A 23,200-nucleotide genomic window follows, 5' to 3' on the forward strand; every position below is an offset into this window, starting at 1 on the left:
AAGTTTTATGCTTGAGGTTTGCGTAGGTAACCATAGACCACACCACTTACGATTGCTCCTACCAAGACAGAAACAAGGTAAAGGAGGGCATTTGAAGTAAGGGCGATAACGAAGATTCCTCCGTGTGGCGCCATGAGTTTGATACCAGTAAGACCAACGAGTCCACCTGCTACTGCCGAACCAAGGATGAAGCTTGGAATCGCACGAGCTGGGTCAGCGGCACCAAATGGAATCGCTCCCTCAGTGATAAATGACAAGCCCATGATGATATTCGTCAAACCAGAGTTGCGTTCTTCCTTGGTAAATTTATCTTTGAAAAGAAGAGTTGCGACAAAGATTGCAAGTGGTGGCACCATTCCTCCAGCCATAACTGCTGCCATAGCCACAGAACCACCTGAAGAAACAGTTGCTGCAAGCGTACCTGTACCAAAGACATAAGCTGCTTTATTGACTGGTCCACCCATATCGACAGCCATCATTCCTCCAAGAACGATACCGAGAAGGACAGCTGAACCGCCTCCAAGACCGCCAAGGAAATCATTCATAGCTGTGTTGATTGCTGCCATTGGGATGTTAACAGCTAGCATAACAAATCCAGTCAAGATTGTTCCAAGAAGTGGTAAGAGAAGGATTGATTTAGCACCTTCAAGTGAACGAGGAACTTTAACGTATTTCTTGATAGCAAGAACCAAAGCACCTGCTATAAATCCACCCACAAGAGCACCTAGGAAACCAGATGAGACACCTGCAAGAGTTGAAGTTGCTTCACCACCTGCAGCATAAGGAATTTTACCAAAGGCAAAACCTTCTTTAGCAATAGCACCAGCCACGAAACCTGCTACCAAACCTGGTTTTTCAGCAATAGAGTAGGCAACATAACCTGCAAAGACTGGAAGCATCAAACCAAAGGCAGCTCCCCCAATTTTCATGAACATAGAAGCTAGTTCATGGTAAGAACCAAGATTACCAAGGTTTTCATTTGGAACACCCAAAGCACCGTCAATCAAGAAGGCAAGGGCAATCATGATACCACCACCGATAACGAATGGCAACATTTGAGAGACACCACTCATCAAGTGTTTGTAGAAGGCACCACCAAGGCTTTGTTTTTCGTTAGAGGCTGTTGCAGCTTTTGCACCGTTTGCAGCACGGTAGATTTCAGCATCCCCAGAAAGAGCCAAGTTGATCAACTCTTCTGTCTTACGGATACCGTCAGCAACTGGACGATTGATCAATGGTTTTCCATCAAATCGATCCATTTCAACGGCCTTGTCTGCTGCGATGATAACAGCTTTAGCCTTACGAATGTCTTCCGCAGTTAGTTGGTTACCAACACCACTGGCACCGTTGGTTTCAACCTTAATTCCAACACCCATTTCAGCAGCCACTTTTTGAAGGGCTTCTTGGGCCATGTATGTGTGGGCAATTCCTGTTGTACAAGCTGTAACTGCTACGATAAAGTCACCAGATTCATTTACAGGAGCTTGAACTGGTTCTTGAGCTTTTTCTGAAGCTTGGTCAAAGAGGTCAATGACTTGATCAGCTGATGTTACTTGACGAAGTTTGTCAGCAAAACCGTCTTTCATCAAATATTGAGACAATTCTGCCAAGGCAGCCAAGTGAGTATCATTGGCACCTTCTGGAGCCGCAATCATAAAGAAGAGGTCAGTTGCTTGTCCATCCAAGCTCTCGTAGTCAACACCCTTGTTTGACTTGGCAAAGAGAACAGTCGCTTCTTTGACAGCAGAGTTCTTACTGTGAGGCATAGCAATTCCGTCACCCAAACCAGTAGAAGTGAGAGCTTCACGCGCCAAAATTCCTTCTTTAAAGGTTTCAAAATCTGTTACATAACCGTGGTCTACCAAGCTTTTAATCATCTCTTCGATGACAGCAGTTTTTTCAGTTGCCTGCAAATCCAGCAACATAACATCTTTTCTCAATAGGTCTTGAATTTTCATCTTTTTTCTACCTCAACTTTTTCATATGTTTCTTTAATAAATTCTGCTGTTGCCAAGTCATCAGAGAAGGTCGTTGCCGTTCCACAAGCCACTCCCCATTTGAAGGCTTCTACTGCGTCTTTTGATTTGACAAATTCACCTGTAAATCCAGCGACCATAGAATCGCCAGCTCCGACAGAATTTTTGACTGTTCCTTTGATTGGTTTAGCGAAATAAGCTCCCTCAGATGTGACAAGAAGAGCACCGTCACCAGCCATAGAGATAATGACGTTTTGAGCACCCTTAACCAGTAACTCTCGAGCATATTTTTCAATTTCATCTAAACTATCGAGTTCAACCCCAAAAATAGCTCCAAGTTCATGATTGTTTGGTTTGACCAAAAGTGGCTGATAGTCCAAACTATCAATCAAGGTCTGTCCTTCAAAATCACAAACGACTTGCGCACCCGTCTGGCGCGTCAAGGCAATCAAATCCTTGTAGATAACATTGCCTAGATTTTTAGCACTTGAACCAGCAAAGACAACTGTATCTTCTGCAGTCAAACTAGATAAAATAGCTTTCAATTCTTCTAGCTGAGCTGGTTCCACATTTGGACCAGTCCCGTTGATTTCTGTTTCTTGGTCTGCTTTAATCTTGACATTGATGCGAGTATCTTCTGCTACTTGGACAAAACGTGTCTCGATTTCTTCCTCTGCCAAAGTATCTGTGATAAATTTACCAGTAAAACCTCCGATAAATCCAGTTGCTGTATTGGGAATATCCAAGCGTTTCAAGACACGACTGACATTGATTCCTTTCCCTCCAGCAAACTTATCATCACTATCCATTCGATTGACACTACCGACTTGGACTTGGTCCAAACGAACGATATAGTCAATGGATGGATTGAGTGTGACTGTATAAATCATACTTCTATTACCTCCGTTTTCTCCTTAATAACCTGCAAGAGATCATGCCCTTGACTTGTGATAACAATAGCGCGTTTGAGTGGTGCTACCTTTGCAAAGCAAGTTTGTCCAATCTTAGACGAATCCACCAAGACATAGGTCTGTTTGGCATTCTCTAAAATAGCACGCTTCACAGCTCCCTCCTCCATATCAGGAGTCGTATAATAGCCATCGTCCACACCATTCATCCCGATAAAGGCACGGTCAAAGTGCAATTGGTTAATCTGGTTAAGAGCAACGCCCCCGATGCTCGCATCTGTCGCCATCTTGACACTTCCTCCAACCATGACAGTTGGAATCTGCTTTTCAACCAACTGAGCTGCATGGTGAATGGAGTTGGTCACAACTGTAACATTCTTATTGACCAATTCATGAATTAAAAAGGCTGTCGTTGTTCCAGCATCGATAAAGATGACATCTTGTTCCTTGATAAGAGAGGCTGCTTTCTGAGCCAGCAACTTCTTCTCTTGAAGGTTTTTGACAGATTTTTCTTGAATGGTTTCTTCTTCCTGCAAGGAGTGGGGCAATTCTGCTCCACCATGCACGCGACGAAGCTTGTTTTCTACCTCCAACTCATCCAAGTCTCTTCGAACCGTTGATTCTGACGTTTCTAGCAAACTAACTAATTTTTCTAGAGAAACTACACGATGTTGATTTAACTCCTCTAAAATCAGTTGCTTCCGCTCTGTTTTTAACACCGAATCACCTCCTGTTATTGTTTACACTATTCATTCTATCATACTTTATTTCAAAGTCAAGCATTTTTTATCATTTTCTTTCAAATTCTATCATTTTTCTTATTTCCAGAATTTTTATTGCAAGATAAGAGCCTTTATGGTAGACTATTGGAGTAAGTATTGGAAGATTACTCAAGAGGCTTAAGAGGCCGTGTTGGAAACGCGGTAGGCGTGTAACAGCGTGCGTGGGTTCGAATCCCATGTCTTCCGTTTATTTTAAAAAAGATACCCAAGAAATCTTGGGTATCTTTTTTCTTATATGCTTGTTTTATAACTCGGGTGAATTTCTTAGAAAATATCAAATAACAATTTCACATTGAGAATTGTTAAGATAATGGAAACAATATAACCAAGGATGGTATTCCATTTAGCATTGGTAAATTCGCCCATCAGTGATTTCTTAGAAGTTAAATAAATCAAAGGGAAGATTGAAAACGGAAGAGCGATTGAAAGAAAGACCTGTGAATAGACCAATAACTGATCCAAGGTTTTTTCCTGATGACCAAACAGAACTGCAACTATCATGACAGGTAGCAAGGCAAAGAGGCGAGTCGCCAAACGAATGAACCATTGAGGCAATCTCATATGCAAGAAACCTTCCATAACGATTTGTCCAGTCAAGGTACCCGTAATTGTCGAATTCTGACCACTGGCTAATAAAGCCAAGGCAAACAAGGTTGATAAGGTCGAGCTAGCTATAGCTCCTGCAATAGTAGAATCCTGCAAGGCATTATACATTTGAGAGAAGGCAGAAATCTCGGATGCATGGCCGAAAAAGAGAGCCGCTCCTAAGATCAAAAGAAGGGAGTTAACGACAAAGGCCAAGGATAACTCGAGATTAGAATCCCAGGTCATAAAGCGTACGGCTTTTCGAACATCATTTTTGTCCTTGTGATTGATTTTACGAGTCTGTGACAAGGATGAATGCAAATAGAGGTTATGAGGCATAACAGTTGCTCCCACGATCCCTAGTGCCAAGGTTAATTGACTTTCATGCCCTGGCAAAGGACTTTCAAATAAGGTTGCATTCGGTAGATAACCCTCAACGATTCCTTGGAAGCTTGGATGTGACAAGGCTACAAGATAGGTAAAAATTGCTAGAATGGTTAAAATCAGTGTTGTCACAATAGCTTCAATCTTCTTAAAGCCAAATTTCATCAGAAGCAATAAGAGAAAAACATCCAACACGGTCAAGAGGATGGCTATCATAATCGGAATCTTAAAGAGAAGATTGAGAGCAATCGCTGAACCTAGAACTTCTGCCAGATCTGTCGCCATCAAGGCTAATTCTAAAATCACCCATAGACTATAACGAAGCCATTTAGGTGAATGATGAGCCGTTGCTTGAGCCAGGTCCATCTGGGTTACAATACCAAGCTTTCCTGCCATCTGCTGAAGTTGCATGGCAATGAGAGATGAAATCAAGATAACAAACAAGAGACTATACTTATAGGAAGCACCACCGACTACACTGGTAATCCAGTTTCCTGGATCCATATAACCAACTGCGACAAGAGCACCCGGACCTAAAAAGGCCTTTAAATTTTGCCAGAAATGATTGTTATTTGGAGTATCGATAGATTGATTAATCTCAGAGAGTGACACTTTTTTATGAGAAGACATAGATACTTACCTCTTTCTAAACCTACTTTTTCATTATTTTCTATTAGAGAAAAATAAGATTGACTTTAAACTATTAAAACAATGAAAACTATATGAAAAACATTTAGTTTTTTCATTATTTTTCTTAAGGCACATTAATATTTTTCTTAAGGCACATTAATATTTTTCTTAAGGCACCTTAATTATAACACAAAAAATGAAAACTATATGAAAAACATTTAGTTTTTTCATTATTTTTCTTAAGGCACCTTAATTATAACAGAAAATATGATAAAAACTTAAGAAAATTCAGGACTTGATTTAATATTTAGGATACAACAAAATGTTGTATTCTTTTTTTGCAAAAGAATACCAAAGAATAAAATAAAAAACGTTGTAAAAACAACGTTTTAGAAAGATTTACAAAACAATGTAAATTATCAATGGAGCCGGTGGGAGTCGAACCCACGTCCAAACACCTGCCAACATATTTGTCTACAACCATAGGTTATGTATTAGTTTAACAGTCCCTCGACACATAACTCAAGCCTAGAAACTGCGAGTCTATCAATCTCTTATCAAGCCGCTAGACGAGACTTGATCGTATCTCGCTAATAATAAGACCTGTCATTGAACACGAGCAATCCAAATCGGGTCACGCCTGCTGGTTTTTAGGCAGCTAGAGCGTAAGAAGTGTTATTTTTTGCAGTTATATTTAACTGAGCGTTTACGTCGCCACACGAGTCGCAAAATATGCCTCATAATGCCTGTCGAATCCGTAACGACCCCAAAAGACAATAAAACCATTATACCTTATCTAACACAAAAATGCAAAAAGGAAATCACGTACCTAAAAAAGATACTATTCGAGAAATTTAGCAAACTGGGAGACTAACTACAACTTTCTCAGTGCATAACTTTACGATTGTGAATAGAGTTTACAAAATCCAATTAACACATACCTAAGATAAAGCTATCTGTTTTGAAGAAATTCACTAAGAAAATTATTCTAAAATACTTTCAGATGAGAATTTTCCTACTCTCTTTGTTTCAATTCATTTGAGTTTAAAAACTATAAAATAAATCCTTATATTATTCGGAATAATTTTCACTTATTAAACTAAAATAAATAGGTTCCATTCAAACTTTAATAGACTATGAAAACCAGTGGAACTTATCCTGACACGGAATTCCACTGGTTTTTCGATTTTTATCAGATTAACTTCTACTATTCTTAGCTGTGAAAATTAGTTTAGGACTTTAACTTATTTTCAATCTTCTAATCTAAAGGCCACTTCCAGTAAAGAAAAATCAGGGTTCTCCTGAGTTTTACTTAGCTAATTCTCTTTCTCGTTCTTTCATTATTTTATGATTTTCATACAAACGGGATAAGAACTTAGAAATTTCTTTTAAGATAGAATAGGTCGGCACTGCGACAATCATTCCAACTACACCATAGATATTGCTTGACAACAAAAGTAAAACCAAAATCGTGATTGGATGAACCTTCATAACACTTCCTACGATTCGAGGATATAAGATATTACCATCTACCTGCTGAACAACAAGCATATAAATCACTGCAATCAGCATTCTATGGGGATCAGTGAATATATTTGCGATGATCATAGGAATCAAACCAATACTTGGCCCCACATAAGGAATTAAATTGGCTACACCAGAAAAAATAGCAAAAACTAAAGCATATTTTAAACCAATAATACTATAGCCAATATAAGCCAAACAACCTATAATGATTGCGTCAATCGAAACTCCACTAATATAGCGAGCAATCGTCGCATTTAAATTCTTTAAGAGACCTGCAATATGCAAGCGATCCCTCTTTAGAATCGTTCTTTCAAGCATGGGCAAGAATTTATGTCCATCTAATAGGAAATAAACCAAAAAAACCGGAGTCATAATCAAAATCAAAACAGTACTGATAAGAGCTGACAAGACGCTCCCCACACTATTTGATACGCTATTTAGGATATTCTGAAGAATATCAACATAGGATAAGTTTAACTGCTGAATTGTAGCTTCTACATCCAAATTCTGGAGCGCAGGATAATTAGATAAGTCTATGATTAAGTCTTGTACTCGACTATAAATAGTTTGACTAGATATAATCAAGCTAGATAACTGATTAATCAAAATAGGTAAGAGATAGACAACACCTATGACCATTCCCCAGACCAAAGCACACAAGGTAATTAAAATACCAAGCAAACGATTGAGTTTACAGACTTTATTTAAGAAAGTAACAATAGGGTTTGTCAAATAATAAAGAAAGCCCCCTAATAAAAATGGAATCATAATTGTATTAAGCACGCTAACAAAAGGGTTAATCAAAGACCCCATCTGTCTCCATAGGTAAAAGATGATTGTTAAGAGTAAAATTTCTGTGGTCCAAAAAAATAATTTATTTCTACGAAACATGAGTTACCTCCCTCACTCTATTTTACCATATTTTCAAAAAGCTTAACGGATGAATTATTAAAGCAAGAATATTTTTTTTCTTTATGATAGAATAAGACTACTATGAAAAAAATATTTTTAACTTTATTAACTGTCTCCCTTTTAGGAGGTGCTTCTACTGTTGCTGCTCAAGATTTTAATATTGCTGCAAAACATGCCATTGCTGTTGAGGCAAATACTGGTAAAATTCTCTATGAGAAGGATGCAACGCAACCTGTCGAAATTGCTTCCATAACAAAATTGATTACTGTTTATCTAGTCTATGAAGCTCTGGAAAATGGAAGTATCACACTATCCACCCCAGTAGATATTTCTGATTATCCTTATCAATTGACGACAAATTCTGAAGCCAGTAATGTTCCTATGGAGGCCCGTAATTATACTGTCGAAGAGTTGCTTGAAGCAACTCTGGTATCTAGTGCCAACAGTGCCGCTATTGCCCTAGCTGAGAAAATTGCTGGCTCAGAGAAAGACTTCGTCGATATGATGCGTGCCAAACTCCTGGAATGGGGAATCAATGATGCCACGGTTGTCAATACAACTGGTCTTAACAATGAGACTCTAGGGGATAACATTTACCCAGGATCTAATAAAGATGATGAAAATAAGCTCAGTGCTTATGATGTTGCCATCGTTGCCCGCAACCTCATCAAAAAATACCCACAAGTCTTAGAAATCACCAAAAAACCTTCTTCTACTTTTGCTGGGATGACAATCACTTCAACCAACTACATGTTAGAAGGTATGCCTGCTTACCGTGGTGGTTTTGATGGGCTAAAAACAGGAACAACAGATAAGGCTGGAGAGTCTTTTGTTGGTACTACTGTCGAAAAAGGCATGAGAGTCATCACAGTTGTTTTAAATGCAGATCATCAAGACAATAATCCTTACGCTCGATTTACAGCTACATCTTCACTAATGGATTATATTTCTTCTACATTTACACTTCGCAAAATCGTTCAGCAAGGCGATGCCTATCAAGATAGCAAAGCCCCTGTACAAGATGGAAAAGAAGATACGGTCACTGCAGTGGCCCCAGAGGATATCTATCTAATTGAACGTGTTGGGAACCAATCTTCCCAATCTGTTCAATTCACTCCCGATTCTAAAACAATCCCAGCACCACTTGAAGCTGGAACAGTGGTTGGCCATCTGACTTACGAAGACAAGGACTTGATCGGTCAAGGTTACATCACCACAGAGCGCCCTAGTTTCGAAATGGTAGCAGAAAAGAATGTTGAAAAAGCCTTCTTCTTAAAAGTTTGGTGGAATCAGTTTATCCGATTTGTTAATGAGAAATTATAAAAAAATCGCGGTTTAAAATCGCGATTTTTTTATTACAAATTCATCTTCAAAGTCCTTGATTTTGAGTATATCTAAAATCAAATTTTACCCAACTGATCCTTCCATCTCATAGCTAATCAAGCGGTTTAGCTCAACAGCATATTCCATTGGAAGCTCTTTTGTGAAGGGTTCTACAAATCCCATAACAATCATCTCAGTTGCCTCAGATTCTGACAATCCACGGCTCATGAGATAATAGAGTTGTTCTTCAGAAATCTTAGATACCTTAGCTTCGTGTTCCAAAGCTACTTGCGAGTTGTGAATTTCATTAAACGGAATGGTATCTGATGCTGACAAGTCATCCATGATAATGGTATCACACTCGATGTGAGAAACAGACTTCTTAGAGTTTTTGTTAAAGGTTACCTGTCCACGGTAGTCAACCTTTCCTCCGCCTTTAGCGATGGATTTAGACACAATAGACGAGCTAGTATGTGGAGCATTGTGGATCATCTTAGCACCCGTATCTTGGTGTTGCCCAGCATTGGCAAAGGCAATCGAAAGCATGGTACCACGCGCCCCTTCTCCATCAAGGTAAACAGATGGATATTTCATGGTTGTTTTAGCACCCAAGTTACCATCAATCCACTCAACAGTGGCATCCTTTTGAGCTTTAGCACGTTTGGTTACCAAGTTATAGACGTTATCAGACCAGTTTTGGATAGTCGTATAACGCATATAAGCTCCATCCAAGGCAAAGATTTCTACGATGGCCGCATGCAAGCTGTTACTTGAATAAGTTGGCGCTGTACATCCTTCTACGTAATGGACACTTGCTCCCTCATCAACGATAATCAAGGTACGTTCAAACTGACCAGTATTTTCGTTGTTGATACGGAAGTAAGTTTGAAGTGGAATATCTACCTTGACACCTTTTGGTACGTAGATAAAGGTTCCACCAGACCATACTGCTGAGTTGAGGGCAGCTAATTTGTTATCTGTTGGCGGTACCAACTTGGCAAAGTATTGTTTAAACAAGTCTGGGTATTCCTTGAGGGCAGAATCTGTATCTGTAAAGATAATCCCCAATTTCTGGAACTCTTCCTTCATGTTGTGGTAAACCACTTCTGACTCATACTGGGCAGAGGCACCTGCTAGATAGGCACGCTCAGCTTCCGGAATCCCAATACGTTCAAAGGTTTCTTTGATTTTTTCAGGAACGTCATCCCAAGAACGGGCTGGCTTATCAGATGGTTTTTGGTAGTAGATCAAGTCATCAAAGTCAATCTCTGACAAGTCTGCTCCCCAAGTTTGCATAGGCATTTTTTTGAAGGTTTCATAAGACTTCAAACGGAATTCTAACATCCACTCAGGTTCTCCCTTAGCAGCTGATAGTTCACGAATGACATCTTCATTCAATCCTTTTCCTGTCGATAGGACAGGCTCTACATCATCATGGAAACCAAATTTATATTCACCAAGGTCAATTGGTTTTGGTTCTACTCTTTCTTCAGCCATAATATCCTTTCTTTCATTCTTCATTTCTACTGATTCATAAGACAAAAGAAACTTGTCTTAGTTGTTTTCTTGATTTTCGATTGTTTTCTTAAGGGCGTTCCAAGCTAGGGTTGCACATTTGATTCGTTGCGGAAATTTGGCAACACCTGACAAAAAAGCTGCATCGCCTAGTTGGTCTTGGCGTTCATCTTTTTGTCCTTGAACCATTTCAGAAAAAATAGTCGCAAGTTCTAAAATTTCTTGCTTGGTCTTGCCCAAAACAGCATCTGTCATCATGCTTGCAGAGGCAGTTGAGATGGTACAACCTGAGTTTAGAAAAGCGATATTTTCCAAACAGTCATCTGCATCAAACTTGACAGAGAGATTGATGACATCGCCACAGGTCGGATTGTTGAGACTGATTTGTTCAGCATCTTCCAACTTTCCTTGATGATGTGGATTTTTCGAATGGTCCGCTACCACTGCCATATAAAGGCTATCTAGTTTAGAAAGTGCCATTGAAAAACTCCTTTGTCTTTTGTAAGGCATCGACTAGCTTGTCGCAATCTTCCTTGGTATTGTAGATATAAAAACTTGCACGAGCTGTTGCTGGAACATCCAAATACTGGAGCAAGGGTTGCGCACAGTGGTGACCCGCACGAACTGCCACACCTTCATAATCCAAAGCCGTTGCAAGGTCGTGAGGATGAAGGTCGCCTAGGTTAAAAGCAATGACACCTGAACGTTGAGCCAAGTCCTGTGAACCATAAATGGTCAGTCCTTCAATTGCCTGCAATTTTGGAAATACGTAGGCGATCAATTCCTGTTCATGGGCTTCAATGACATCCATACCAATCTTTTCCAGATAATCCACTGCGGCAGCAAGTCCGATTGCACCAGCCATGTTAGGAGTTCCAGCCTCGAATTTCCAAGGCAATTCCTTCCAACTAGCAGATTGTTCATAAACGAAATCAATCATCTCACCACCAAATTCAAGGGGTGACATTTGCTCCAGATACTTTTCTTTGCCGTAAAGAACACCGATACCAGTTGGACCAGCCATCTTGTGACCTGAAAAGGCAAAGAAGTCCACACCCAAGTCCTGAACATCAATCTTCATATGAGGCGTAGATTGAGCACCATCCACCACCATGATAGCTCCAACTTGGTGGGCCATTTTAGTGATTTCTTTAATCGGATTGACCACACCAAGGACATTTGATGCATGAGCTAGGGAGACAAACTTGACTCTATCAGTCAATTTAGCTCGCAAATCATCCATATCCAGAGCTCCATCCTTGAGATAGACATAGACAAGCTCCGCTCCAGTCTTACGGCAGGCTTCCTGCCAAGGAATGATATTGGAATGGTGTTCCATGACGGAAATCAAAACCTGGTCTCCCTCAGTCAAGACTTCCTCTGCAAAGCGCGCTACCCAATTAAGACTGGTTGTCGTTCCTCTAGTAAAGAGAACTTCCTTTGTAGACCCTGCATTGATAAACTTACGAATGGTTTCACGAGCAGCTTCATAGGAAGCAGTCGCCCGCTCCGCCAAGGTATGAACCCCACGATGAACATTGGCATTGTCCTGCTCATAATAGCGGTTAATCGTTTCCAGAACTGCTAGTGGTTTTTGTGTCGTCGCAGCATTGTCCAAATAAACCAATGGTTCATCATTAACAATCTGGTCTAAAATTGGAAAATCCTTGCGAATCACTTCTACATCTAACATAGGCTACCCCTTAGCGTTTTGACAATTTTTCTTCGATAGTTGCAATCATTTCATCACGAACTTCCTTGACTGGAATCTCAACGATAACGGATCCAAGGAAACCACGGACAACCAAGCGTTCTGCAGTTGCCTTGTCCAAACCACGACTCATGAGGTAGTACATATCTTCTGGGTCTACCTGACCGATAGAAGCCGCGTGTCCTGCAGTTACGTCATTTTCATCAATCAAAAGAATTGGGTTAGCATCTGAACGCGCTTGGTCTGAAAGCATGAGAACACGACTTTCTTGTTGGGCATCTGCTCCCTTGGCACCCTTGATAATGTGGCCAATACCATTGAAGGTTAAGGTTGCTTTTTCAAGAATAACTCCATGTTGTAGGATATTTCCGATTGAGTTGCAACCATAGTTAGTCACTCGAGTATCAATACCTTGTACCTGACGGCCACTTGAAAGAGCTACGACCTTAAGGTCTGCATGGCTACCGTTACCAATTAAGTCACTATCAAAGTCAGCAACGACGTTCCCTTCGTTCATGACACCGATTGCCCAGTCAATGCTTGCATCGTTACCTAATTTACCACGACGGCTAATGTAAGCAGTGACGTTTTCACCTAGACGGTCGATCGCAGCAAACTTCACTTGAGCTCCAGAACGTGCAATCACTTCTACTGTGATATTAGCAGTTGCTTTGGCACTTCCTTCACCGCGTGACTCTAAACGTTCCAGATAACTAATCTTAGAATTTTTACCAGCGATAATCATAATATGCTTGTTAAACGGCACATCGCTATCGCTGTCTTGATAGAAAATCCCTTCGATTGGTTCAGCAATTTCCACGTTATCAGGAATATAGAGAACAGCTCCACTGTTAAAGTAAGCTGTGTGGTAGGCCGCCAACTTATCATCGTCATACTTAACAGATGACATGAAGAATTCTTCGATCAGCTCTGGAATTTCTTCTAAAGCTGAATGGAAGTCTGTAAAGACAACACCCTGTTCAGCCAACTCAACTGGAGTTTGCTCAAAAACAGTTTGAGTTCCTACTTGCACCAACTTCAAGTGGTTATCTAGTGCAGTGAAATCTGGAACATTTGCTGATGGCTCACTTTCTGTAATCGTTCCATCTCCCAGATTCCAACGGTGGAATTTGACACGCTCAATGACTGGTAATTCCAAACTCTCGATTTTATCAAAAGCTTTTTGACGGAGGTCAGCCAACCAGCTTGGTTCAGCGTGCATTTCTGAAAAAAGTTTAATATTTTCTTTAGTCATTTACTTCTCCTAAAAGATACGAGGGAATTACAATTCTTCCTTGTAGTCATAGCCAAGTTCTTCAGCTAGTTTTGCGTATCCTTCACGTTCCAAACGCGCAGCCAATTCTGGACCACCAGAAAGGACAACACGACCTTCCATCATGACGTGTACCACGTCTGGTGTGATGTAGTTCAAAAGACGTTGGTAGTGAGTGATAATCATAGCACCAAAGCCTTCACCACGCATAGCATTCACACCTTTAGAAACAACTTTAAGAGCATCAATATCAAGACCAGAGTCAATCTCATCCAAAAGGGCAAATGTTGGCTCCAACATCAAAAGTTGAAGAATTTCATTACGTTTTTTCTCACCACCAGAGAAACCTTCGTTGAGGTAACGCTCTGCCATTTCTTCTTTCATGTTGAGCAATTCCATTTTTTCATCTAGCTTAGTGATAAACTCGCGAACTGAAATCTTTTCATCATCTTCTTTACCAGCATTCATAGCTGCACGAAGAAACTCAGCGTTAGTAATACCAGGAATTTCTGATGGGTATTGCATAGCAAGGAAAAGTCCCATACGCGCACGCTCGTCAACTTCCAACTCAAGGATGTTTACGCCATCAAACAAAACTTCACCTTTAGTTACTTCATAGTTTGGATTTCCCATGATAGCCGCAGAAAGAGTCGATTTACCTGTACCATTTGGTCCCATGATAGCGGCAATTTCACCTGTTTTCAGGGTCAGGTTAACCCCTTTTAAAATTTCTTTTCCTTCAATCTCAACGTGAAGATCTTTGATCTCTAATACTGACATGATAGTTCCTTTCTTTTTCAAGACTTTTACAGTACTTACTAGAAAAACGTCTGATTTCCCCAGAAATAGAGTAAAAGGTCTATAAATATACTTTTATAGTATAACAAAAAAAAGCCTAAAAGGCTTTGATTTTGTCTGGAAGCTGAGGGCTAGTCTTTCCTATTAAAATGCTGATCGATGACATCAACGATTTTGCCCATCACATAACTGACTCGGAAATTTCTAAAGAGCAAAATAGCCCAAAAGGCTGCCATAATATAGCGGCCAGTCATCCAGGCTTCATTGAAAAAATAGGTCTCAGCAGCTGTAAACAGCGCCATAATAATAAATTGTTGTTTATTCATAAACTTATTGTATCATGAATTCTTTCTTTAGTCTTCCTCTACCTTCACTTTATCAGCCAAAAATTCAAATCCTTCTGGAATCAGGCTTTCTTCTGCTTCTTTTTCAGTTTGAGAAGATTTGGCTTTGGCTGAAAAGGCTGCGCGAACTTCTTTCCATTCCTCCATGGAAATAGCTAAAATCTCAGGTGAAAAACCTGCTGCTTGACTGAGGATGTTGCCAAACATGGTGTTGAGATTGTCTCGTTTCATGGTTTGACCAGCATTGAAGTTAGATTCAAAAGCAAGAATGGCATGGTGTTCATTGGCTGCAACTGGTTGAGATCCGACTAGAAGGGCCTTGTCCGGCCCACCTAGACTTTCGATCACCTCTCCCCAGGCATTCTGCAAACGAATCAGATTTTGACGTGCTAAATCAGGATTTTCAACGGCCTCTTGTAAGATAGATTGAACTTTATTGCGATCCACACGATAGACTGTCTTGCCTGTTGCTGGGCGACTAGGAGCTGAACTCGTTGGCTTGGGTACAGTTCCCACATTGGCGAGTTCTTGTTTGAGACGTATCACTTCTTGTCTCAGCGTAGCAATTTCATGTTCAACCGCCCCTGAAAGAGCTGGTTCAGGCTTAATTTCCGCTAAACGAATGGTCATCATTTCAGCATAAATCTTGGGCTGCAAACTAGACTTAATATCTGCTAAACTCACTGTCGCTAAGCGAATCATTTCAAACAGATTTTCCTGAGGAAGTGCCAAATTTTCTACAAAGACTGGACTATGATGAGTGTTTTCTCCCCCTGTTTGAACAATTAACAAGTCTCTTAAATAGTGCAAAAGGTCGGTCACAAAACGAGTCATGCTCTTACCATTATCAAAAAGAAGATTTAAGCAAGACAAGGCCTTGGTAACATCCTGTTGAGACAAGGCAGCCACATAATCATCCAAGGCTGATAGGCTAATGGTGCCAGTAATTTCTTCAGAGATGGCAGTCGTCAATTCATTTCCCTGTGTCAAACTCAGAGCTTGATCCAAAATAGACAAGGCATCCCGCATTCCACCTTCCGCCTGTCTGGCAATGATTTCCACAGCCTCTGGTTCAGAACTAATATTTTCTTTTTCTAAGATATAGTGGATATGTTCCTTAATATCCTGTGTCTTAATTGATTTAAATTCAAAACGTTGCACACGGGATAGAATAGTCGCAGGAATCTTGTGCAATTCAGTAGTGGCCAAAATAAAGACTACATTCTGTGTTGGCTCTTCCAGCGTCTTTAGGAGAGCATTAAAAGCCCCTGTAGACAGCATGTGAACCTCGTCTATGATATAAACCTTATAACGAGCAAGACTAGGGGCATAGGTAGATTTATCACGAATTTCACGGATTTCATCCACCCCATTATTAGAGGCTGCATCCATTTCAATGACATCTTCTAAACTACCGTCCGTCACTGCCTGACAAATATAGCAGTTATTGCAAGGTTCGCCACCCACTTGATTGGGACAGTTCATAGCTTTGGCAAAAATCTTAGCTACACTGGTTTTTCCTGTTCCACGTGGACCAGAAAAAAGATAGGCATGACTTATTTTCTCTTGTTCTACTGCTTGTTTAAGAGTCTTAGCCACAACTTCTTGACCAACCAACTGGGAGAAGTTTTGACTTCTATATTTTCGATAAAGTGCTTGATACATTAAGATTTTTCCCCAAACATTGTAAAGTCCCATTCCGTCTTTTCAAGCAAAATAGCGACAAATTGTTCCAAATAATCTCGATCCATAGCATCGTAATCCTCAATCTCTGAAGAATCCAGATCCAGAACTCCAAGTAACTGACCATTCTTCATCATCGGCATCACAATTTCACTTTTAGCTAGACTGTCACAAGAAATATAGTTTGGATAGGTACTTACATCACCAACCAGGACTGTTTCCTGAAAATGAGCTGCCTCCCCACAAACACCTTTTCCCAGTGCAATACGGATACAGGAAACACCTCCTTGGAAGGGACCTAAAACCAATTCCTTTCCATCGAACAAATAAAAACCTGCAAATACAGTATTAGGAAAACGTGATTTTATGAGAGCACTGGCGTTGGAAAGATTAGCCAAAACATTGGTCTCGCCTTCCAATAGGAAGGACAATTCTTCATTTAACATTTGATAACGTGATTGTTTTTCTGATTTTAACATAGAACTATTATATCAAAAAAGGAGCAGAGACAAAAGAAAAATCCCTTGTTTAGTAAACAAAGGATTTTGTGAATTTTCAATTTGATTAAAGTTCGATATCACCAAACAAATCAGCCATTGAGAATCCTGTTTGTGTTTCTGGAAGTTCGAAATCACGTTTTTCTTGACGTTTTGGACGACGTGGACGAGCAGCACGTTTTTCTTCTTTTTGTCCTTCTTCTTGAGATGGACGCTCTTCAAGAGCTTTGATAGAAAGTGATACGCGCTCTGCATCTGCGTTAACTTCAAGAACTTTAACTTGAACTTCTTGACCAACTTTAAGAGCTTCTTTGGGATTTTCAATACGTTTGTGTGAAATTTGTGATACGTGAACAAGTCCATCGATACCTGGCAATACTTCAACAAATGCACCGAAGTCAGTCAAACGTTTAACTGTTCCTTCTACTACATCACCTTTAGCCAATTTTTGCTCAACGCCATCCCATGGTCCAGGTGTTGTTGCTTTAAGTGAAAGTGATACACGCCCTTCTTCTTCGTTAAGATCAAGGATTTTAACTTCAATTTCTTCACCAACAGTTACAACTGATTTTGGTGATACGTTACGTTCGTGTGACAATTCAGTCAAGTGAACCAATCCGTCAACACCACCAAGGTCGATGAAGGCACCGAAGCTTGTGATACGCGCAACTTTACCAGTTACAACATCACCAACAGCCAATTTACCGAATACTTCAGCGCGAGCTGCTGCTGTAGCTGCTTCAACAACTTCACGACGTGAAAGGATGAAGCGGTTTTCTTTAGCGTCAACTTCTTTGATTTTAGCATCAAATTCTTGACCTACAAAACGCTCAGTGTTACGTACGAAACGAGTATCCAACATTGAAGCTGGGATAAATCCACGAACACCTTCAAATTCTACTGAAAGTCCACCTTTAACGGCACGAGTTCCTTTAACAGTAACAACTTCTTCTTCGCGACCAACAAGTTTGTCCCATGCTTTGCGAGCTTCAAGGCGTTTTTTAGATACAAGGTATGTAACTGTATCAGTATCTTTACCAACTACTTGACGAAGTACAAGAACATCCAATACTTCTCCTACTTTAACAAAGTCATTGATATCTGCATCGCGATCGTTTGTCAATTCGCGAAGAGTCAAGACACCTTCAACACCAGTTCCAGAGATTGCAACGTTAGCTTGAGTCGCATCAACTGTCAATACTTCAGCACTAACAACATCACCAGTCTCAACTTGGCTAACGCTATTTAGCAAATCTTCAAATTCGTTCATCTAAAAAATCCTCCAACAATCAAGTTTTTCTTAAACTTGACATACTTATAATTTTTTTCCTAAGCACCCGCAAGGACATGTTCATATCATTCACGTCTTTCAATTATAAAAATAAAATACCCTAAGATATTTTGCTTTTTATCTTGATTATTACCTAAGAACTGGGGTAGCTGGATTCGAACCAACGCATGAGGGAGTCAAAGTCCCTTGCCTTACCGCTTGGCTATACCCCATTGATGAAATGGAGAGAGAGGGATTCGAACCCCCGAACCCGAAGGAGCGGATTTACAGTCCGCCGCGTTTAGCCTCTTCGCTATCTCTCCTACAATCAACATGGACTATTATATCATGAAAATTTCAAAAAAACAAGACTTATTTTGCTAAATTATAATTTTCAATCAAAATTTCCACAGCTTTTTCCAATTTTTTATAAAAACTATCGACATTCCCATTCTTTATGATGGCCAATTGTCCATCTAATTCGGCAATTTCTCCGATAACTTTTTTACCAATGGTCAAGGTATAGCCTTCAAAACTGTCTTTTCCTACATTAACTTTGGCATCTGCTACTTGAATTTCGATTTTTTTATCTTTCTTGCTCATTTCATACCTCTCTTCACTTTTTCTATTTTACAAGAAAATCCTAAAACTAGCAAGAAAAAACTCTATATCAGGCTTGTCTGACATAGAGTTTTATGTAAACAACATCAATCGATTTAGTATAGCTAATAGTTAGTAAACAAGCATAATTGACTATCCTTTTTAGGTTATCAGTGAGTCTCACCACCTACTAACTGCAAATCCTTATCTTTGTAGTCTACAATAGCTTCAATAGCTACCTCTATGCCTCTTACAATATCACATAGACTCATTCCTGCAGTATTCGGCTTATTTACTACTTGTTCCATCATATATGGAATATGCATGAAACCTGCTCTCATATTAGGGAATTTTTTATCCACTAAATAAAGAGCTTGGTACATCAAATGATTGCAAACAAAGGTTCCTGCACTATTGGACACAACTGCTGGAAGTCCCTGTTTTTTAATAGCTTGTACCATCGCTTTGATAGGTAAACTACTAAAATAGGCCGATGCTCCATCAATACGAATCGGTGTATCAATTGGTTGATTGCCTTCGTTATCAGGTATGCGAGCATCATCTTGATTAATAGCCACTCGTTCAGGTGTTAAACCTGTCCTGCCGCCTGCTTGTCCAATACAAAGTACAGCATCTGGTTGATATCGTAATATTTCTGCCTCTAAAACTTCTGACGACTTATAAAAAACCGTTGGAATTTCTACCCAGCGAACTTCGGCCCCATTAATCTCAGATGGTAATAATTTTACAGCCTCCAAAGCTGGATTAATCTTTTCACCTCCAAAAGGATTAAAACCTGTAACCAATATTTTCATTTTATTTTCCTTTACTAAAATGCGAGAAAGTACATTAAGAATATGTGAATAACAATCATTACTAGAGCAACACCTGCTTGAGCCTTTATAACACCATTCTGATCTTTCATATCCATCAGTGCTGCTGGTAGAGCGTTAAAATTAGCAGCCATTGGGGTCAATAAGGTCCCACAATAACCTGCTGTCATGGCAAGAGCACCAGCCACAATTGGATTAGCTCCCAGAGCAAATACAAAGGGAACTCCAACACCTGCTGTAATAACGGTGAATGCTGCAAAAGCATTTCCCATAATCATTGTGAATAGAACCATTCCAAGAACATAGGCCAAAACTCCTATAAAGCGACTATCTGAAGGAACAATACCGCTAATCAGATGAGAGATAACATCACCAACACCTGCTACAGTAAAAATAGCCCCCAAAGCCCCTAATAATTGGGGAACAATCCCACTTGTTGAAACTTGCTGAGTCATTCGATTATTTTCTGATAACAGACTCTTAGGGTGACTATTGGTAATCACAAGAACAGAAATTGTAGCAAACAAGGCGGCAAGGCTAATCGAAATCTTGCTAAATTCTGGAATCATTTGCGCTAAGACCAACGCAAGTATTGCCATCAGCATAACTGGAATAAAAATTTTATTTTTCAATCTGTTAGATTCAATATTGGCTTTCATTTCATCTAAGGATGGCAAGGTTCCGATACGGACTTGCTTAAACAATGTTAACAGCGATAATAGGATTACAATAATACCAATACTCATATTTGGCATATAGGAACCACCTATAAACGTAATAGCCAATAGAGTCCAAAATGCAGATGTTCCAAATCGGACTGGGTTTGTTTTATCTTTATAACTACAATAGGCTGTATGGAGAAATTGACAACCAATCACAATATAGGTCAACTCTAATAGTTGCTTTGCCAACTCTGTCATTTTTGTTCTCCCCCCCTAGTCTTTTCTGATGTCAATTTTTTATCAAATAAATAATTATAAATCCCCACTACAATAAGTGTTATAACAGCAACAATAATAGATGCAGAAGCAATCCCTGCATAATTGCTTTCATAGCCTAACTGATCTAATGTTCCCCCTATCAAGAGGACTCCCCCAGCACCTACAAACGTATTTTGAGCAAAGAAATTTCCAAAATTTTCATTCGCAGCCGCACGCGCTTTTATTGTCTCATCTTCAACCTCTGTTAACTTTCTACCTAATTGAGACTCTGCTGCTGCTTCTCCCATAGGTTGAACCAAAGGTCTGACAAACTGAGGGTGTCCTCCTAGACGAATTGAAAAGAAACCAGCTAACTCTCGAATAAAGAAATAAACTGTATAGAAGTTTCCAACTGTCAGACCTTTAATCTTTCGAATCAAATCAATTGATCGTTGCTTGAGTCCAAAGGTTTCTGACAGTCCCACAAGAGGCAAGGTAACCATAAAAATCGTGAGCACTCGCTGATTGCTAAATTCTTTTCCCAAAATCTCCAAAAATTCAACGAGAGAAACACCTGAAACTAAAGCTGTAACCAAACCAGCTAAGACTACTGTTGCAATTGTATCAAATTTTAAAATAAAACCCACAACAATGATTGCTATTCCTATTAGTTTAATCCACTCCATATCAAACTCCTCTATATTCAAAATGACAGTATTTTTTAAATTTTCTCAAGAGCAATACCATTCCTTATTTAATGTGCTTTTCTAGTTCTTTTTGGTATTTGCTATTGGATTCCAATTTTTCTTTTTGCCATTTTTTAAGAGCTTCGTCATATTCTTTTGTTGTAACAATATCTTTTTGCAATCTCATTCCTTTAAAGATATATGGATCCCCCTTAATACCAACTTGTGAGTATGGTTTTGAGAATGGTACTACGTTACTTACAACTGGAGAACCGCCAGATGAAGCTGTTGGCATCAATAATGAACTATCTGTCAACCAAGCTTGAGCTTTGGCATATTTTTCATATCTCTTCTCTAGGTCAGTGGTCTCAGAAACAGCATCTTCTAACAATTTCTTATATTGATCCAAACCAAGTTTAGCGACAACATCCTTATCTTTTCCTTTCGTAATACCAAGGTGTTTCATGGCAGAACCAGATTTTGGATCCATAATATTCAAGTAAGACGCTGGATCTTGATAGCTTGGAGCCCATCCTGTACTGTTCAAATCATAGTCTTTTTGAGAAGGAACACGCGCTTGTGATGTAATAGTTTCTTTTTCATTATCTGTCATTTGAAGTACATCGATGACAACATTTTCAGCACCAAGAGTTGATTCAATAGACTGTTTGAAAGAGTTGCTTTGTTGAACGGCGATAGTATCTGTTTGTTCAACCGGGACATCCAAGTGAATTGGGAAGGTTACCCCTTTAGATTCCAAGTCTTTCTTAGCTTTTTCGAAAGCAGCTTTAGCCTTGTCAGGGTTGTAGATAGAATCCTTACCGTCAACTAGCTCAACACCTTTCCATTGGTCACCATAGTTCACCAACTCTGCTTGAGCGATTTGACCAAAGTTCTTACCACCTGCTTGTACGAAGTTATCTGGAACAAGGCTGTTACGAATAATCTTGTCCGCACCATCTTCACCGTTTAGCTGGGCAGCATAAGAATGACGATTAAAGGCAAAGTTGATAGCCTGACGGAAATCCTTATTGAGCATCGCTTCTTTTGTAGAAGTCTTTTGCTCCTCACTTGTTTTCGCAGTTTTATTGTATGACTGACGATTTACGTTAAAAGTAAAGTAATAACTACTTGAGTCCTGTGGGCTATAAGTGATTTTATCTCCGTATTGTTCCAAAGTTGAAGCAAAGTTTGAGCTGCTTGGGAAGAGACGGGCTGTCGTATAAGCACCAGAGGAGAAGCTACGGATCAAAGACTCCTGATCTGAACCATCGTAGTAGGTCAATTTAATCTTCTCGATTTTAACATTTTCTTTATCCCAGTAATTTGGATTTTTTTCATATTCAATCAAAGATTTAGAAGTCAATGTTTTTAAGAAATAAGGACCATTGTAGAGAATCCCTGCTGGGCTAACCTCTCCGTAATTCTTTCCTGATGCCTTCAAAAACTCTTCATTTACAGGCAACATCGTCGCTGTTGTAACTTTTGAATTCCAGAAACTTTCTGGCGCATTCAATGTATACTCAACTGTGTAGTCATCCAAAGCTTTAACACCAACTGTAGAGAAATCATTGGTTTCACCAGTCATATAGGCGTCCAAGCCTTTGATTGAATTTTGGATGAGAGAGACACCGTCTGACTTACCATCAGCGACGTGTTTTAGTCCTGTCACAAAGTCATGGGCTGTCACTTCTGCGTATTCTTCGCCTTCTGATGTGTACCATTTCACTCCCTTACGAAGTTTATAGGTATAAGTCAATCCATCTTTTGAGACAGACCAATCCTCAGCCAAGGAAGGAATAACATTACCATATTTATCATTTTCCATCAAACCATCAACGACATTCCCGATAATATCTGTTGTGGATGTACGCGTTGCTATGCTGTAGTCCAAGGATGCTGGATCCACTGCATAAACATAAGAAAATGTTGTCGGAGCATCTGCTTCTTTATCAGCTTTTCCACAGGCTGCTAAAAGAGCTGTTGTGCTTAGGATAAGTCCTGTTGTTAAAATCCACTTTTTCGATTTCATAAAAATCTCCT

At 39.7% G+C, this 23,200-nt stretch carries 20 protein-coding genes, 3 tRNA genes and 1 other RNA gene; 2 read left to right on the forward strand and 22 right to left on the reverse strand.

Annotated features, from left to right (window positions below; genetic code table 11):
• Positions 1-5: 5 nt before the first annotated feature.
• The 3 genes from HT721_RS05115 to HT721_RS05125 are packed head-to-tail and all read right to left on the reverse strand — an operon-like array spanning position 6 to position 3,603.
• Positions 6-1,958: a fructose-specific PTS transporter subunit EIIC gene (locus HT721_RS05115; RefSeq protein WP_173229202.1), complete on the reverse strand. Its 1,953-nt coding sequence runs from the start codon at positions 1,956-1,958 to the stop codon at positions 6-8.
• Complete coding sequence (gene pfkB / locus HT721_RS05120) at positions 1,955-2,866, reverse strand: 1-phosphofructokinase (protein ID WP_173229204.1); 912 nt, start codon at positions 2,864-2,866, stop codon at positions 1,955-1,957. The genes HT721_RS05115 and pfkB overlap by 4 nt, the downstream gene beginning before the upstream one ends.
• The gene (locus HT721_RS05125; protein WP_173229206.1) at positions 2,863-3,603 is read right to left on the reverse strand and encodes a DeoR/GlpR family DNA-binding transcription regulator; all 741 of its coding nucleotides are present in this window, start codon (positions 3,601-3,603) and stop codon (positions 2,863-2,865) included. The genes pfkB and HT721_RS05125 overlap by 4 nt, the downstream gene beginning before the upstream one ends.
• Before the next feature lie 161 nt (positions 3,604-3,764).
• Here HT721_RS05125 and HT721_RS05130 point away from each other — a divergent pair.
• Positions 3,765-3,852 (forward strand) — tRNA-Ser (locus tag HT721_RS05130).
• Positions 3,853-3,930: 78 nt separating this feature from the next.
• Here the strand turns inward: HT721_RS05130 and HT721_RS05135 are convergent.
• The 3 genes from HT721_RS05135 to cozE all read right to left on the reverse strand — a co-directional run bounded on the left by HT721_RS05135 (position 3,931) and on the right by cozE (position 7,683).
• Positions 3,931-5,265: an Nramp family divalent metal transporter gene (locus HT721_RS05135; RefSeq protein ID WP_000094595.1), complete on the reverse strand. Its 1,335-nt coding sequence runs from the start codon at positions 5,263-5,265 to the stop codon at positions 3,931-3,933.
• Between the two features lie 420 nt (positions 5,266-5,685).
• Positions 5,686-6,033: a transfer-messenger RNA gene (gene ssrA, locus HT721_RS05140) on the reverse strand.
• A gap of 540 nt (positions 6,034-6,573) precedes the next feature.
• Entirely contained in the window at positions 6,574-7,683 is a 1,110-nt protein-coding gene (gene cozE, locus HT721_RS05145) for a cell elongation protein CozE (RefSeq protein ID WP_050079225.1), read from the reverse strand.
• 102 nt (positions 7,684-7,785) lie between these two features.
• On the opposite strand from cozE, the gene pbp3 reads away from it, so the two are divergent.
• Positions 7,786-9,027 (forward strand): D-alanyl-D-alanine carboxypeptidase PBP3, encoded by a 1,242-nt coding sequence (pbp3, locus tag HT721_RS05150; RefSeq protein ID WP_173214246.1) that lies wholly within the window; start codon positions 7,786-7,788, stop codon positions 9,025-9,027.
• 84 nt (positions 9,028-9,111) lie between these two features.
• Here pbp3 and sufB read toward each other — a convergent pair whose 3' ends face one another.
• From sufB to HT721_RS05230, 16 genes are all read right to left on the reverse strand, one after another.
• The gene (gene sufB, locus HT721_RS05155) at positions 9,112-10,524 is read right to left on the reverse strand and encodes a Fe-S cluster assembly protein SufB (RefSeq protein ID WP_000797050.1); all 1,413 of its coding nucleotides are present in this window, start codon (positions 10,522-10,524) and stop codon (positions 9,112-9,114) included.
• A gap of 57 nt (positions 10,525-10,581) precedes the next feature.
• Positions 10,582-11,022: a Fe-S cluster assembly sulfur transfer protein SufU gene (gene sufU, locus HT721_RS05160; RefSeq protein WP_173214244.1), complete on the reverse strand. Its 441-nt coding sequence runs from the start codon at positions 11,020-11,022 to the stop codon at positions 10,582-10,584.
• A complete protein-coding gene (locus HT721_RS05165; RefSeq protein WP_173214242.1) occupies positions 11,009-12,235 on the reverse strand; it encodes a cysteine desulfurase in 1,227 nt (408 codons plus the stop codon). The genes sufU and HT721_RS05165 overlap by 14 nt, the downstream gene beginning before the upstream one ends.
• A gap of 10 nt (positions 12,236-12,245) precedes the next feature.
• Entirely contained in the window at positions 12,246-13,508 is a 1,263-nt protein-coding gene (gene sufD / locus HT721_RS05170; protein ID WP_000159658.1) for a Fe-S cluster assembly protein SufD, read from the reverse strand.
• A gap of 27 nt (positions 13,509-13,535) precedes the next feature.
• Positions 13,536-14,306: a Fe-S cluster assembly ATPase SufC gene (sufC, locus tag HT721_RS05175; protein ID WP_000114489.1), complete on the reverse strand. Its 771-nt coding sequence runs from the start codon at positions 14,304-14,306 to the stop codon at positions 13,536-13,538.
• A 149-nt stretch (positions 14,307-14,455) separates the two neighbouring features.
• A complete protein-coding gene (locus HT721_RS05180) occupies positions 14,456-14,650 on the reverse strand; it encodes a DUF3272 domain-containing protein (protein ID WP_001041547.1) in 195 nt (64 codons plus the stop codon).
• Between the two features lie 27 nt (positions 14,651-14,677).
• A complete protein-coding gene (gene dnaX / locus HT721_RS05185) occupies positions 14,678-16,333 on the reverse strand; it encodes a DNA polymerase III subunit gamma/tau (protein WP_000283774.1) in 1,656 nt (551 codons plus the stop codon).
• Complete coding sequence (locus HT721_RS05190; protein WP_000920161.1) at positions 16,333-16,830, reverse strand: GAF domain-containing protein; 498 nt, start codon at positions 16,828-16,830, stop codon at positions 16,333-16,335. Before HT721_RS05190 ends, dnaX begins: the two co-directional genes overlap by 1 nt.
• An 85-nt stretch (positions 16,831-16,915) precedes the next feature.
• Positions 16,916-18,118, reverse strand: coding sequence for a 30S ribosomal protein S1 (gene rpsA, locus HT721_RS05195; protein ID WP_001001633.1), 1,203 nt, complete (start codon positions 18,116-18,118; stop codon positions 16,916-16,918).
• A gap of 161 nt (positions 18,119-18,279) precedes the next feature.
• Positions 18,280-18,351, reverse strand: a tRNA-Gln gene (locus HT721_RS05200).
• Between the two features lie 9 nt (positions 18,352-18,360).
• A tRNA-Tyr gene (locus tag HT721_RS05205) sits at positions 18,361-18,441 on the reverse strand.
• 49 nt (positions 18,442-18,490) lie between these two features.
• A complete protein-coding gene (locus tag HT721_RS05210; protein WP_000037115.1) occupies positions 18,491-18,721 on the reverse strand; it encodes a DUF2969 domain-containing protein in 231 nt (76 codons plus the stop codon).
• Positions 18,722-18,888: 167 nt separating this feature from the next.
• Positions 18,889-19,533, reverse strand: coding sequence for a pyroglutamyl-peptidase I (pcp, locus tag HT721_RS05215; RefSeq protein ID WP_000699369.1), 645 nt, complete (start codon positions 19,531-19,533; stop codon positions 18,889-18,891).
• Between the two features lie 14 nt (positions 19,534-19,547).
• Positions 19,548-20,471, reverse strand: coding sequence for a DUF979 domain-containing protein (locus tag HT721_RS05220; protein ID WP_000137263.1), 924 nt, complete (start codon positions 20,469-20,471; stop codon positions 19,548-19,550).
• Positions 20,468-21,157 carry a DUF969 domain-containing protein gene (locus HT721_RS05225; RefSeq protein WP_000454773.1) on the reverse strand — a complete coding sequence of 230 codons (690 nt, stop codon included), beginning with the start codon at positions 21,155-21,157 and terminating at the stop codon, positions 20,468-20,470. Before HT721_RS05225 ends, HT721_RS05220 begins: the two co-directional genes overlap by 4 nt.
• A gap of 64 nt (positions 21,158-21,221) precedes the next feature.
• Positions 21,222-23,189, reverse strand: coding sequence for a peptide ABC transporter substrate-binding protein (locus tag HT721_RS05230; protein ID WP_000837384.1), 1,968 nt, complete (start codon positions 23,187-23,189; stop codon positions 21,222-21,224).
• Positions 23,190-23,200: the final 11 nt, after the last annotated feature.

Origin of the sequence: Streptococcus sp. 4094 (assembly GCF_013277125.1) — a bacterium.
In the GTDB taxonomy this organism is placed as follows: domain Bacteria; phylum Bacillota; class Bacilli; order Lactobacillales; family Streptococcaceae; genus Streptococcus.

Coding starts and splice junctions, on each gene's coding strand:
- HT721_RS05115 (WP_173229202.1), bottom strand. CDS start 1,958: ATGAAAATTCAAGACCTATTGAGAAAAGATGTTATGTTGCTGGATTTG.
- pfkB (WP_173229204.1), bottom strand. CDS start 2,866: ATGATTTATACAGTCACACTCAATCCATCCATTGACTATATCGTTCGT.
- HT721_RS05135 (WP_000094595.1), bottom strand. CDS start 5,265: ATGTCTTCTCATAAAAAAGTGTCACTCTCTGAGATTAATCAATCTATC.
- cozE (WP_050079225.1), bottom strand. CDS start 7,683: ATGTTTCGTAGAAATAAATTATTTTTTTGGACCACAGAAATTTTACTC.
- pbp3 (WP_173214246.1), top strand. CDS start 7,786: ATGAAAAAAATATTTTTAACTTTATTAACTGTCTCCCTTTTAGGAGGT.
- sufB (WP_000797050.1), bottom strand. CDS start 10,524: ATGGCTGAAGAAAGAGTAGAACCAAAACCAATTGACCTTGGTGAATAT.
- sufU (WP_173214244.1), bottom strand. CDS start 11,022: ATGGCACTTTCTAAACTAGATAGCCTTTATATGGCAGTGGTAGCGGAC.
- HT721_RS05165 (WP_173214242.1), bottom strand. CDS start 12,235: ATGTTAGATGTAGAAGTGATTCGCAAGGATTTTCCAATTTTAGACCAG.
- sufD (WP_000159658.1), bottom strand. CDS start 13,508: ATGACTAAAGAAAATATTAAACTTTTTTCAGAAATGCACGCTGAACCA.
- sufC (WP_000114489.1), bottom strand. CDS start 14,306: ATGTCAGTATTAGAGATCAAAGATCTTCACGTTGAGATTGAAGGAAAA.
- HT721_RS05180 (WP_001041547.1), bottom strand. CDS start 14,650: ATGAATAAACAACAATTTATTATTATGGCGCTGTTTACAGCTGCTGAG.
- dnaX (WP_000283774.1), bottom strand. CDS start 16,333: ATGTATCAAGCACTTTATCGAAAATATAGAAGTCAAAACTTCTCCCAG.
- HT721_RS05190 (WP_000920161.1), bottom strand. CDS start 16,830: ATGTTAAAATCAGAAAAACAATCACGTTATCAAATGTTAAATGAAGAA.
- rpsA (WP_001001633.1), bottom strand. CDS start 18,118: ATGAACGAATTTGAAGATTTGCTAAATAGCGTTAGCCAAGTTGAGACT.
- HT721_RS05210 (WP_000037115.1), bottom strand. CDS start 18,721: ATGAGCAAGAAAGATAAAAAAATCGAAATTCAAGTAGCAGATGCCAAA.
- pcp (WP_000699369.1), bottom strand. CDS start 19,533: ATGAAAATATTGGTTACAGGTTTTAATCCTTTTGGAGGTGAAAAGATT.
- HT721_RS05220 (WP_000137263.1), bottom strand. CDS start 20,471: ATGACAGAGTTGGCAAAGCAACTATTAGAGTTGACCTATATTGTGATT.
- HT721_RS05225 (WP_000454773.1), bottom strand. CDS start 21,157: ATGGAGTGGATTAAACTAATAGGAATAGCAATCATTGTTGTGGGTTTT.
- HT721_RS05230 (WP_000837384.1), bottom strand. CDS start 23,189: ATGAAATCGAAAAAGTGGATTTTAACAACAGGACTTATCCTAAGCACA.